Genomic DNA, 13,317 nt, shown 5'->3' on the forward strand with positions numbered 1-13,317 from the left:
CGTGGAAAACACCGGCGCATTAAAGGATATCCGCGTTATCGAATTGGGCCAGCTGATTGCCGGACCCTTTTGCGGCCAATTGCTGGGCGACATGGGGGCGGAGGTCATCAAGGTCGAGCCGCCCGGCCAGGGCGACCCGATGCGAAATTGGGGGCGAGGCGACGACAAGCTATGGTGGGAAGTGGTTTCCCGTAACAAGAAAGCCGTATCGGCAAATCTGCGCGTCCCTGAAGGGCAGGAGCTGGTACGCAAACTGGTTGCCACCGCCGATATTCTCATCGAGAATTTCAAGCCCGGAACGATCGAAAAATGGGGGCTGGGACCCGATGTCCTCCAAGCGATCAACCCGCGTCTCATTATAGTGCGTGTGTCAGGCTATGGCCAGACGGGCCCTTATTCGAAGCGGGCCGGATTTGGCGGTATTGGCGAAGCGATGGGTGGATGGCGATATATAGTGGGTGATCCCGACCGCGCACCCAGCCGCATGGGCATATCTATAGGCGACACGCTGGCTGCGACCTATGGCTGCATGGGGGCGCTTGCCGCACTGCATGCCCGGGAAACCACCGGCAAAGGGCAGATAGTCGACAGCTCGCTTTATGAATCCGTGCTGCAGGTCATGGAAAGTGTTGTCCCGGAATATCACTGGTCGGGCTATATTCGCGAACGGTCCGGATCATTTCTGCCAGGCATTGCGCCTTCGAATGTCTATCAGTGTTCAGATGGCGAATATCTCATCGGTGCCAATCAGGATGCCGTTTGGGCGCGCCTTGCCGAAGCTATGGGCCAGCCTGAACTTGCCAATGATCCTCGCTATATCGACCATGTTTCGCGCGGCAAAAACCAGATTGAACTCGACAACCGCATCAACGAATGGACCAAGACACAAACAGTTGAGAAGTTGGAAGCGCTGATGATTGCCCATTCAATACCCGCAGGAAAAATGTACCGCGCGCCGGAAATGCTTTCAGATCCGCATTTTTCAGCCCGAAGTTCAATTATCGACGTTGAAACCGAACGGTGGGGAACATTGAAGATGCAAAACGCATTCCCGAAACTGTCCGGAACCCCAAGCCATGTTCGCAGCCCAGCGCCATCTCAAGTGGGCCAGCATAACGCGGAAATTTATGGCGGACTCTTGGCTCTGGATGAAAGCGAGATCGCCGCGCTGAAGGCTGCGAATGCCATTTGATGGATGATGTAGCGATCAATTATGCCACTGCCTTTGATGGGCATCTGGCTTTTGGCAAGCGACCTGCATTGCTCATCGTCGATTTTGTGATGGCGTATCTGGAACCATCATCGCCGCTCTACGCTGGTGTCGAAAATGCATTGGCGAGCAATGAGCGTCTGGTCGCACTTGCGCGTGAACTTCGGATTCCCGTCATTTTTACAAATGTGGTGTATATGCCGGGTGGGGCCGATGGCGGGCTATTTTACCAAAAGATTCCGGCATTGCGCGCGTTCGATGCGGGTTCACCGCTGGGAGCATTCCCGCCTTCTTTACAACCGGCGGACAATGAACTCGTAATCAGCAAGCAATATGCCTCCGCCTTTTTTGGGACCGGTCTTGCCGTGACCTTGCAGCGCATGGGGATTGATACGCTTGTCATAACGGGTTTATCAACATCAGGTTGTGTTCGGGCGACTGCGCTGGATGCGCTGCAATATGGCTTTGCGCCCTTTGTCGTCCGGGAGGCGTGCGGTGACCGGCATCCCGCACCGCATGAGGCAAACCTGTTTGATCTACAGGCGAAATATGCCGAGGTGGTTAGTGAAGACAGTGTTACTGCGTTAATGCGGGCAGTTTAGCGGCATTTAGGGTCAGGACTTAGGATGGGTAATTTCGCTATCTTGTTAGGTAAGCGAAAAAAGGGAGGAATGGTTACAAAAGACGCAGCCATTCCTCCTTAAAAGGTGATACCATTTTCGGGTAGGATGCGTACTGCCCGATGACTTTCCGCCGTAAAAAGCTTAACGGCAGATTTTCCGGCACTGCGTTTATGAAAAGGATAAACCCTGCCATTCAAACAGAACCAGAACTTTTGACCCAAAATGATTTCGATAAATCCAAAATCTAGGGTTTTCATTTTTCACCAAGGTCTCAGAGCGACGACACGTTCAATATCACTCGAATTCGCTGTGCTGACCTCGGCCAATGCCTTATCCAATTGGATGATCTGCTTACGCGCCAACGCTTCTCAAACGGTGTTCGCGGAACTTACCAATCGCAATTCAGGGCGACGCGCGCGCTTTATCCAATGGTCCAACGGCTCAGGTTCGCCGTAATAATAACCTTGGTAAAAATCCACCAACGCCTTTGGAAAAGCCAGAATATCTTCAGCTGATTCGATGCCCTCAACAACAAGTGCGGCACCATAGGTTCTAGCTAAGCTGGCTTTTTCCAATAAATCCGTATCGGGCCGCTTTCCACTGGTCATCCGAAGTTTCACCACTGCGGGGATCAGGACCGACAGATAAAGGGCGGTGGAATTACCTTCACCAAAATCGTCAACAACCATTTGCACACCCATGCCATCCAATGCAGCCGCAAATTCAGCCGCAAAAAGCATATTGGAGATTGAATGCGTCTCGGTAACTTCGACGTAAAGGCGCGGACAGATATGAGGGGCGTTCATCAGTAAATTGACGATTTTGTCGCACGCGTCTTTACTGCTTAGCGTCGCGCCGGAAATATTTACACCGACATTGAAATCGTCACACCTCGAAAGCGTTGCGATAGCCGCTTCAAAACTGCGGACATCCAAGTCGAGAATTTCACCCGTAACCTCAAACCAAGCAATGATCGTTTGCGTATTACGCAACCTGCCAATCGTATTTCGGAAACGGGAAAGCTGCTCATAATACAAAATTTCTTTTGTACGTTTGCAAATTATTGGCTGATAGACAAAGTCGACATTTTCGATTTTAACGTCGCTTGCAACCGGGGGATTTTTGCGTCCACTTATTCCGCTATAGTAAGACATAAAGGCCCATTTCCAATTATTTTCAGCGCAATGTTGTTTTCATCTTTCAGGCTGCTTTTTGAACATGGAGCGATGACCGCCGATGGAGGGGGAAAGCTAACAAGCTAAAGCCTTCCCCCTCGTCGGGTGACAATGGATTAATGGCACCGGCTCAGTTGCGACCCGAGCTTGAGCTAGCGCCTCCATCATCTATGTCGACAGCTGGAGACCCTGAAAGAGGGACCTGCCGACATATTCGATTCCACATTCTAATTCTGTAACTGCCGATAATTGAATCAGACCGTCACAACCTGAATATGTGGATAGATAGCATCACTATGATTGTCAATATCGTTCTGATCAGCTTCTCCGATTAAATATTATGATGTTGTTATTCTGCTATTATATGATGCGGTTTTACAGGTCAGGAACGCCAGAAAAACTTGTCGAGGCTGATAATACCGGGAACCGGCGGCGTTCGAGCTGGTTGATTCGCATATCATCCTTGAAAGCAACGGAGCGCTGGTGCAAAGCGCACCGATGACAGCGCGCTGCGTGACGGAGTATTTATGCAAGGAAAATTGGTAACCATTTTCGGGGGCAGCGGTTTTTTAGGCCGCTATGTTGCAGAAGAATTGCTGGCCCGTGGTGCCCGGATCAGGGTGGCTTGCCGTAACCCGTCCACTGCCATTTTCATCAAACCGCTCGGTAACTTGGGTGACGTTCAGCTTGTTGCGGCTGATATCCGTAAACCCGCACCCGTCAATCGCGCCTTGGCCGGTGCGGATGCTGTCGTCAATCTCGTGGGCAGCTTTGCTGACATGGATGCCGTCCAGAATATCGGGGCGGGCATAATTGCCCAAGCGGCAGCTGATCTGGGTATCGGGACATTTGTCCATATTTCTGCAATTGGCGCAGATCCGTCCAGTCCGGCCGAATATGGGCGCAGCAAAGCCGGCGGAGAGGCTGCCGTCCATGCCGCGTTACCGACCGCCATCATAGTGCGGCCTTCCATTATTTTTGGTCGCGAAGATCAGTTCATAAATCGCTTTGCCGGACTGATCCGGATGTTGCCCGTTGTTCCGGTTATCGGCGCTTCCACGCGTTTCCAGCCGGTTTTTGTCGGCGATGTCGCCAAAGCAATCGCCGCCGCATTGTCCGGTAAGCCTGGCGAAATTCTGGAGTTGGGCGGCCCGCAAATCTTGTCGATGATCGAACTGAATCGCTGGATTGCCAAGGCCATCGGGCGCAATCCAGTCTTTCTGGAAATACCCGATTTTGCAGCAGAAGCGCTTGCCCGAAGCACCGGCTGGCTTCCCGGCGCCCCCATAACAATGGATCAATTTCGCATGTTGGGCAGCGACAATATCGTGACCGGAGTGGACGGTTTGGCGACATATGGCATCGTCCCGACACCCATAGACATTGTCGCACATGACTGGCTCAGCCTCTATCGCAAGCATGGCCGTTTTGGTGCATCGACTTCTGATGAAAAACATCCGGACGCAAAAGCATGACCGATTGGCTAGTTGCGATCATCCTTGGCATTGTCGAAGGTTTAACTGAATTTCTCCCCGTATCCTCCACTGGCCACCTCATTCTGGCGACAGAATTATTGGGCTATGACGCGGGACGATGGGCGATCTTCAACATCGCGATCCAACCCGGAGCGATATTGGCCGTGGTCGTTCTGTATTGGCGGACCTTTCTGGATGTCCTCAAAGGCCTGTTTACGCTGGAATCGGGGGCCATTGCGTTTGTGCGTAATCTGCTCCTCGCGTTCTTTCCGGCCGTCATTCTAGGCCTTGCCTTTGGCGATCTTATCGAAGTGATGCTGGAAAATGCCGTCATCGTGGCATGGGCGTTGATTATCGGGGGCTTTGCCATATTGGTTGTCGAAAAATACGCCAAGCCCGAAGAGAGCGGCGGTGTTGCCGCGCTGTCGGTAAAACAATCCGCGATGATCGGGCTGGTGCAATGCCTTGCCATGATTCCGGGCGTCAGCCGTTCGGGCGCCACCATATTGGGGGCAATGTCGCTGGGCATTGACCGCAAGACCGCGGCTGAATTCAGCTTTTTCCTGGCCATGCCGACGCTGACAGGGGCAACGATATTGCAGCTGTTCAAGCATCGGGATCAGGTAAGCATGGACGATATGGGCCTGATCGGTATCGGTTTCTTCATATCCTTCGTGGTTGCCTGGATTGTCATCAAGGCATTTCTGGCCGTCGTGACGCGCTACGGATTTGGACCCTTTGCCTGGTACCGAATCATTGCAGGTACCGCGGCGCTTATATGGCTGGCGCAAAGATAGGACCGAAACGGAATTAGTTTATTGTAATAAAATTTCGTTGGCGTGAAACTAGCAAAAAGAAATGCCAATTTAAGGCAGTATAGCTGACCTATTTTGACGCTTTACACGTGACAGCGCGGGTGGAGCGGTCTATGCGCGACGCGTTGTAAAGGAGTGCGTCGTGGCCAAAGACCCCATGCTGAAATTCGTGTCCAGGGCGCAGGCCTATCCGGAAAAACGCGCGCCCGAGTTGCGCGCCGAGGATTTTGACGAAATCGCCAAGCGCTACGCTCCGGAGGCCGCCGCCGATCAGGCTTCGCGCTGTTCGCAATGCGGGGTGCCGTATTGCTCGGTCCATTGCCCGTTGCACAACCACATCCCCGACTGGCTGCGCCTGACCGCCGAAGGGCGTTTGCGCGAGGCCTATGAACTGTCCAACCTGACCAGCACGATGCCCGAAATCTGCGGCCGCATCTGCCCGCAGGACCGGCTGTGCGAAGGCAATTGCGTTATTGAGTTTTCGGGCCATGATGCCGTGACCATCGGCTCGGTCGAAAAATATATCACCGATACCGCATGGGAACAGGGTTGGGTCGAACCCATTGAAGTCGGCGCGCCACGCGGACAATCGGTCGGCATCATCGGCGGAGGTCCCGGCGGGCTGACGACCGCGGAATATCTCCGGGTCGCAGGCTATGATGTCCATGTCTACGACCGGTATGACCGTATGGGTGGATTGCTGACCTATGGCATCCCCGGCTTCAAGCTGGAAAAGGATGTCGTGATGCGCCGCATCAAGCGGCTTGAAGACAGCGGCATCATCTTCCACGCCAATTTCGAAGTAGGGCGCGACGCATCGCTGGATGATCTGCGCGCGAAACATGACGCCGTGCTCATCGCGACGGGCGTCTATAAAGCGCGCGATATCAAAACGCCGGGCATTGGCCTTGATGGCATTGTGCCTGCCCTCGACTATCTGACCGCCTCCAACCGCAAGGGCTTTGGCGATACCGTAGAAGCGTTTGAGAGCGGCGCGCTAAATGCCGAAGGCAAGGACGTTGTCGTCATCGGCGGCGGCGATACCGCGATGGATTGCGTCCGCACCGCCATCCGTCAGGGCGCAAAGTCGGTCAAATGCCTCTACCGCCGTGACCGCGAAAATATGCCGGGCTCGCAGCGCGAAGTCGCGAACGCCGAAGAGGAAGGCGTCGAATTTGTCTGGCTGTCAGGTCCCAAAGGCTTTGACGGCACCGACAAGGTCGAGCGGGTCCATGTCGCCAAGATGCGGCTGGGCGCACCTGACGCATCGGGCCGCCGCGCGCCGGAAAATGACCCCGCCGGCGACTTCACGCTGAATGCCGATCTGGTCATCACCGCGCTCGGCTTTGAAGCCGAAGACCTGCCCGTCCTGTTCGGCGCGCAGGATCTGAACGTCACCCGCTGGGGCACCATCCGTGTCGACCACACGACCCAGATGACCAATCTGGACGGCGTCTTCGCCATTGGCGATATCGTCCGCGGCGCGAGCCTTGTCGTATGGGCCATCCGCGACGGACGCGATGTGACGCAGCATATCCACAACTGGTTGCAGGCCAAGGCAAGAGTGACAAGGAAAGCAGCGTGACCATGAACTTCCCCACCACCGAACATGAACGCCTCGCCCGCGAGGGCATGTATCATCCCGAATCCGAAGGTGATGCCTGCGGCGTCGGCCTCGTTGCGGCCACCGATGGCAAGCCGTCGCGGCGCGTCGTTGCGGCGGGGATCGAGGCGTTGAAGGCGGTGTGGCATCGCGGGGCGGTCGACGCCGATGGCAAGACGGGTGATGGCGCGGGTCTGCATATCGACCTGCCCGCGCGCTTTTTCGACGATGCGATTTCGGACAGCGGCCACCGGCCGATGCCCAACCGGCTGGCGGTGGGTATGGTTTTCCTGCCCCGCACCGATCTGGGCGCGCAGGAAAACTGCCGGACCATTGTCGAGGCAGAGATTATCGATGCCGGTTACACCATCTACGGCTGGCGTCAGGTGCCGGTCGATGTGTCGGTGATCGGCACCAAGGCGCAGGCCACACGTCCGGAGATCGAGCAGATCATGATCGCCGGTCCGCTTCCCGACGAAGTGGACGCGACCGAGTTCGAGAAAAACCTCTACCTCATCCGCCGCCGGATCGAAAAGAAGATCATCGCCGCGCAGATCCGCGATTTCTACATCTGTTCACTGTCGTGCCGGTCGATCGTCTACAAGGGCCTGTTCCTTGCCGAAAGCCTGTCGGTCTTTTACCCCGACCTTCAGGACGACCGCTTTGAAAGCCGGGTCGCGATTTTCCACCAGCGTTATTCGACCAACACTTTCCCCCAATGGTGGCTGGCACAACCGTTCCGCGGCCTTGCCCACAATGGCGAGATCAACACCATTCGCGGCAACCAGAACTGGATGAAGAGCCACGAGATCAAGATGGCCTCCATCGCCTTTGGCGCGCAATCCGACGATATCAAGCCGGTCATTCCCGCAGGCTCATCGGACACCGCCGCGCTGGATGCCGTGTTCGAAACGCTCGTCCGTTCGGGCAAGGAAGCACCGACCGCCAAGTTGATGCTGATCCCTGAAGCATGGCAGTCCAACCCCAATATCCCCGCCACCCACCGCGCCATGTATGAATATATGGCCTCGGTGATGGAGCCTTGGGATGGCCCGGCCGCCCTCGCCATGACCGACGGGCATTGGGCCGTGGCCGGCGTTGACCGCAATGCCTTGCGTCCGCTGCGCTATAGCCGGACATCGGACAATCTGCTCGTCATCGGTTCGGAAACCGGGATGGTTGTGTTGCCGGAATCAACCATATTGGAAAAGGGTCGTTTGGGCCCCGGACAGATGATCGCCGTCAATCTTGATGAAGGCAAACTCTACCGCGATGGTGAACTTAAGGACCGGATCTCTGCCGAGCAGGATTATGGCGCGCTCGTCAAAGGGTTCCGCCGGATCGCCGATTTGCCCGAAGCGTCGGGCGACGCGCTGCCCACATGGAGCCGCGCCGAACTGACCAAGCGGCAGATTGCCGCAGGCATGACGCTTGAGGATGTGGAAATGATCCTCGCGCCGATGATCGAGGATGGCAAGGAAGCCATCGGGTCGATGGGCGACGACACCCCGCTCGCCGTGATCAGCGACAAGCCACGCCTGATCAGCCAGTTCTTCCGCCAGAATTTCAGCCAGGTCACCAACCCGCCGATCGATTCCTTGCGCGAGCGGCATGTGATGAGCCTGAAGACGCGCTTTTCAAACCTTGCCAACATATTGGACGAAAAGAGCCAGAATGCCGATGTTCTGGTACTGGAAAGCCCCGTTCTGACCGCGACCGAATGGCACCGGTTGAAGGCCGCCTTTGGCCCCGTCGCCGCCGAGATTGACTGCACCTATGACATCGCCGCCGGACAAGAAGGCTTGCGCGCGGCCATTTCCCGCATTCGCGAAGAGGCCGTCGAAGCTGTCCGCATGGGCAAGTCGGAGCTGTTCCTGACCGACGAGAATATCGGCCCCGACCGCGTCGCCATCGCCATGATTCTGGCGTCGGCGGCGGTCCACACGCATCTCGTCCGCAATGGCCTGCGTAGCTATTCGTCGATCAATGTCCGTTCCGCCGAATGTCTGGACACGCATTATTTCGCCGTGCTCGTTGGCGTCGGCGCGACCACAGTCAACGCCTATCTGTCCGAAGCCGCCATTGCCGACCGGCACGCGCGCGGGCTTCTGGGCGATATAAGCCTTGAGACAGCGGTGGGTAACTACCGCACGGCGGTCAATGAAGGCTTGCTCAAGATCATGTCCAAAATGGGCATCGCGGTTATCTCCAGCTATCGTGGCGGTTATAATTTCGAGGCCGTTGGCCTCAGCCGCGCGCTCGTCAACGACTTCTTCCCCGGCATGCCGAACAAGATTTCGGGCGAAGGCTATCACTCGCTGTACGTCAACGCGCGCGACCGTCATGCCGATGCCTTCGACAGCGCAGTTGCGCGGCTTCCGGTCGGTGGCTTCTACAAGCAACGCAATGGCGGCGAAGAACATGCCTATTCGGCGGGTCTCATGCATCTGCTGCAAAGCGCCGTCGCCAATGACAGCTATTCGACTTACACGCAATTTGCACAAGGCGTGAAGGAATTGCCGCCGATCTATTTGCGCGACTTGCTTGAATTCAACTTTGCCAAAGAGCCTGTGGCGATTGACGAGGTCGAGGCGATCACCGAAATCCGCAAACGATTTGTGACGCCGGGCATGTCCCTGGGCGCGCTGTCGCCAGAGGCGCATGAGACGCTTGCGATTGCGATGAACCGGATCGGCGCGAAAGCGGTGTCCGGCGAGGGCGGCGAAGACAGCAAGCGGTTCAAGCCTTATGAAAATGGTGACAATGCCAACAGCGTCATCAAGCAGATCGCATCGGGCCGCTTTGGCGTAACCGCCGAATATCTGGGCGCGTGCGAAGAAATCGAAATCAAGGTCGCCCAAGGTGCAAAGCCCGGCGAAGGTGGGCAATTGCCCGGTTTCAAGGTGACCGAGATGATCGCCCGGCTGCGGCACTCGACCCCCGGCGTGATGCTGATCTCGCCACCGCCGCATCATGACATCTACTCCATCGAAGATCTGGCGCAGCTGATCTACGATCTGAAGCAGATCAATCCGCGCGCACGTGTCTGCGTCAAACTGGTGAGCGCCGCCGGTATCGGCACGATTGCGGCGGGAGTTGCCAAGGCGCATGCCGACGTCATTCTGGTTTCCGGCAATGTCGGCGGCACCGGCGCGTCGCCCCAGACCAGCATCAAATATGCCGGCACGCCATGGGAAATGGGCCTGTCCGAGGCCAATCAGGTGCTGACCCTCAATGGATTGCGCCACCGGATCAAGTTGCGTACCGACGGCGGCCTCAAGACCGGCCGCGACATCGTGATCGCCGCCATTTTGGGCGCCGAGGAATTCGGCATCGGAACGCTCAGCCTTGTCGCCATGGGCTGTATCATGGTGCGGCAGTGCCATTCGAATACCTGCCCGGTCGGTGTCTGCGTGCAAGATGAAGAACTCCGCAAGAAATTCACCGGTACACCGGAAAAGGTCATCAACCTGATGACCTTCATTGCCGAGGAAGTGCGCGAAATCCTCGCCAAGCTCGGCTTCCGCAGCCTTGACGAGGTGATCGGCCGCACAGAATTGCTGCGGCAGGTCAGCCGTGGTGCGGAGCATCTCGATGATCTCGACCTCAACCCCATCCTGGCGAAGGTCGACGCGCCGGACAGCGCACGTCGCTTCTCCATTCCGACCTTCCGCAATGAAGTGCCGGACAGCCTCGATGCCCAGATGATCCGGGATGCAAAGCCCGTGTTCGAGCGGCGGGAAAAGATGCAGCTGACCTATAATGTCCGCAACACGCATCGCGCCGTCGGCACCCGTTTCTCGTCCGAGATTACGCGCCTTTATGGCATGAAGGATCTGGCTGAAGACCATGTCCATGTCCGGCTTCGCGGCTCGGCAGGCCAGTCACTCGGCGCGTTTCTGTGTCAGGGCATTACGCTGGAAGTGTTCGGCGATGCCAATGACTATGTCGGCAAGGGCCTGTCCGGCGGGACGATAATCGTCCGTCCGACGGTCAGCAGTCCTTTGGAAAGCCAGCATAACAGCATCATTGGCAACACCGTCCTCTACGGCGCGACCTCGGGCAAATTATTTGCCGCAGGACAGGCGGGCGAACGCTTCGCGGTCCGCAATTCCGGCGCGCATGTCGTGGTCGAAGGCTGCGGCTCAAACGGGCTGGAATATATGACGGGAGGCATTGCCGTCATATTGGGTGCAGTTGGCAGCAATTTCGGGGCCGGAATGACGGGCGGCATGGCTTTCGTTCTGGATACCGCCGAAAATTTTGCGTCAAACGCCAACCCCGAAAACATCGTGTGGCAACGCCTCGACAGCGCCTATTGGGAAGAACAGCTAAAGTCGCTCATCATGGCGCATGCCCACGCCACCGACAGTGCATGGTCGCGATCAATCATTGATGATTGGGACCGTCGGCGCGGCGAATTCTGGCAGATCTGCCCGAAGGAAATGCTGACGCGTCTGGCACAACCTCTATCCGATACATCTGCCTTGGAAGCAGCAGAATGATGGCGGCCGGCCATGCAAATGCTGTTTCCGGAGGCAGAGATTTATCGTATCGCGCCCGGCCTTAATCAAAAAAATAATTGAACATGCTGGCCAAAATCATTCTCCTCATTATGCCATGTCGCCATCGACTTTTGTGAGGAGGATATAAATGCATAAGCGCCTTTTGTTCGTGACTGCGGCTGCGTTGGCATGGACGACGCCTGCATGGGCCGATGCGAATGCGGATCTCAAAACTCTTGTCGACAGCTATTGGTCAGATGTTTTGAAGGAATCGCCGATCATGGCGAGCTCTCTGGGTATCGACCTTTACGCAAACGAAGTCGGCGACTTTAGTCTGGCGGCATCCGACCGGAGAGCCGCAAATGCCGCCCTATTTTTAGAAAAACTTCAAGCCATCCCCCGCGATCATCTTGATACCGCCAGCAGGGTTGAGGCAGGCATATTGGAGCGTAGCCTGAACAGCACGATAGAGGGCAATCGCTTCGGCCAACGTGCCATCAATTTCACAACCTATTCGAGCTGGCACCAGAATTTCGCTGGATTGTCAAATAACCTGCCTTTCAAAACCAAGGCAGATTTTGAAAGCTACAATGCCCGTTTGGCGCAATATGCCAAGGTAAATGATCAGAATATCGAGGTCGCCAATACTGCCATAAAGGGCAGATTTACTCAGCCTTGTGAAACATTGAACGGGTTTGAGGCGACTATTACGGGGTTGATCACCACTGATCCCCGCGCGTCGCGTCACTTTAGCCCTTATTCCCAAGCCCGGCCCGAAAGCATTGATGCCGCCGAATTTGATGCTTTGGCCAGCGACGCATCAAGGATTATCGAAACAATAATCTATCCAGCGCTCCGCAAACAACTGGACTGGTATGTCACAAGCTACAAACCAGCCTGTGCGAAGGAACCGGGTATTTCGGCGCAGCCGGGCGGCGCCCAATATTATGATTTCCGTATCCGCGAAGAGACAACCACGGCACTGACAGCGGAAGAAATCCATAAAATCGGCTTGGCCGAGGTAGCCCGCATCCGTTCGGAAATGGTCGAGGTCGCCAAAAAGGCAGGCTTTGCCAGCCGGGAAGCGTTCATCCTGCATTTGCGAACCGACCCGCAATATTATGCCAGAACGCCGGAAGAACTGATGGAGAAATCAGCCCGGATTGCCAAATTCATCGATGGCAAAATGCCTCTGCTTTTCCACAAGATGGCCCGCCTGCCCTACGGCCTGCGCGAAATCCCCAAGGAAACGGCAGAGGGAACCACCACCGCTTATTACAATCCCGGTTCGCCAGAGGTGGGCATTTCCGGGACCTATTATGTCAATACCTCCAAGCTGGATCAGCGACCTTTCTGGGAAATTCCTGCGCTTACCATGCATGAGGCAGTGCCCGGCCACCACCACCAGATCGCCTTGCAGCAGGAACTGCCGCTGTCCGACTTCCGGAAAAATGGTGCCTTTTTTACAGCTTTTGTCGAAGGGTGGGGCCTCTACTCTGAACGTCTCGGTCTTGAAATCGGCCTGTACGACACCCCTGAAAAGGATATGGGCCGGCTGTCCTATGAAATGTGGCGGGCCTGTCGGCTGGTCGTTGACACCGGCATTCATGCAAAAGGGTGGAGTAAACAGCAGGCAATAGCCTTTATGACCGACAATAGCGCCTTGTCGGCCGCCAATATCGAGGCCGAAATCAACCGCTATATCAGTTGGCCGGGTCAGGCATTGGCCTATAAGCTGGGTGAACTGAAAATTCGCGAATTACGGGCGCTGGCGGCAAAAGAGTTGGGGCCGAAATTTGAACTCGCGGCCTTTCACGACGCGGTGCTTGGTCAAGGCGCCGTGCCGCTCAATGTCCTGGAAAACCAGATTAAGGATTGGATAGAAGCGGAAAAAGCGAGGCGCTAATTCTG

General features: G+C 56.1%; 9 protein-coding genes. 7 read left to right on the forward strand and 2 right to left on the reverse strand.

Going from position 1 to position 13,317, the window contains the following annotated elements; genetic code table 11:
- Position 1 precedes the first annotated feature (1 nt).
- Positions 2-1,192: a CaiB/BaiF CoA transferase family protein gene (locus tag EUU23_RS09940; RefSeq protein ID WP_343032709.1), complete on the forward strand. Its 1,191-nt coding sequence runs from the start codon at positions 2-4 to the stop codon at positions 1,190-1,192.
- The gene (locus EUU23_RS09945; protein ID WP_160354692.1) at positions 1,192-1,812 is read left to right on the forward strand and encodes an isochorismatase family protein; all 621 of its coding nucleotides are present in this window, start codon (positions 1,192-1,194) and stop codon (positions 1,810-1,812) included. Before EUU23_RS09940 ends, EUU23_RS09945 begins: the two co-directional genes overlap by 1 nt.
- Positions 1,813-1,910: 98 nt before the next feature.
- Here EUU23_RS09945 and EUU23_RS09950 read toward each other — a convergent pair whose 3' ends face one another.
- Both EUU23_RS09950 and EUU23_RS09955 read right to left on the reverse strand, forming a co-directional pair.
- A complete protein-coding gene (locus EUU23_RS09950; RefSeq protein WP_160353984.1) occupies positions 1,911-2,090 on the reverse strand; it encodes a hypothetical protein in 180 nt (59 codons plus the stop codon).
- Positions 2,091-2,201: 111 nt separating this feature from the next.
- A complete protein-coding gene (locus EUU23_RS09955; protein WP_160353985.1) occupies positions 2,202-2,987 on the reverse strand; it encodes an EAL domain-containing protein in 786 nt (261 codons plus the stop codon).
- Between the two features lie 548 nt (positions 2,988-3,535).
- Between EUU23_RS09955 and EUU23_RS09960 the strand changes: the two genes are divergently transcribed.
- The 5 genes from EUU23_RS09960 (at position 3,536) to EUU23_RS09980 (ending at position 13,312) form a co-directional block, all read left to right on the forward strand.
- Entirely contained in the window at positions 3,536-4,483 is a 948-nt protein-coding gene (locus EUU23_RS09960) for a complex I NDUFA9 subunit family protein (RefSeq protein WP_160353986.1), read from the forward strand.
- The gene (locus EUU23_RS09965; protein ID WP_160353987.1) at positions 4,480-5,280 is read left to right on the forward strand and encodes an undecaprenyl-diphosphate phosphatase; all 801 of its coding nucleotides are present in this window, start codon (positions 4,480-4,482) and stop codon (positions 5,278-5,280) included. The genes EUU23_RS09960 and EUU23_RS09965 overlap by 4 nt, the downstream gene beginning before the upstream one ends.
- A 160-nt stretch (positions 5,281-5,440) precedes the next feature.
- A complete protein-coding gene (locus tag EUU23_RS09970) occupies positions 5,441-6,883 on the forward strand; it encodes an FAD-dependent oxidoreductase (protein WP_160353988.1) in 1,443 nt (480 codons plus the stop codon).
- A gap of 2 nt (positions 6,884-6,885) precedes the next feature.
- Entirely contained in the window at positions 6,886-11,406 is a 4,521-nt protein-coding gene (gene gltB / locus EUU23_RS09975) for a glutamate synthase large subunit (protein ID WP_160353989.1), read from the forward strand.
- Between the two features lie 148 nt (positions 11,407-11,554).
- Positions 11,555-13,312: a DUF885 domain-containing protein gene (locus EUU23_RS09980; RefSeq protein WP_160353990.1), complete on the forward strand. Its 1,758-nt coding sequence runs from the start codon at positions 11,555-11,557 to the stop codon at positions 13,310-13,312.
- The last annotated feature ends 5 nt before the right edge of the window (positions 13,313-13,317 follow it).

It is taken from the genome of Sphingorhabdus profundilacus, assembly GCF_009769755.1.
GTDB lineage: Bacteria > Pseudomonadota > Alphaproteobacteria > Sphingomonadales > Sphingomonadaceae > Sphingorhabdus_B > Sphingorhabdus_B profundilacus.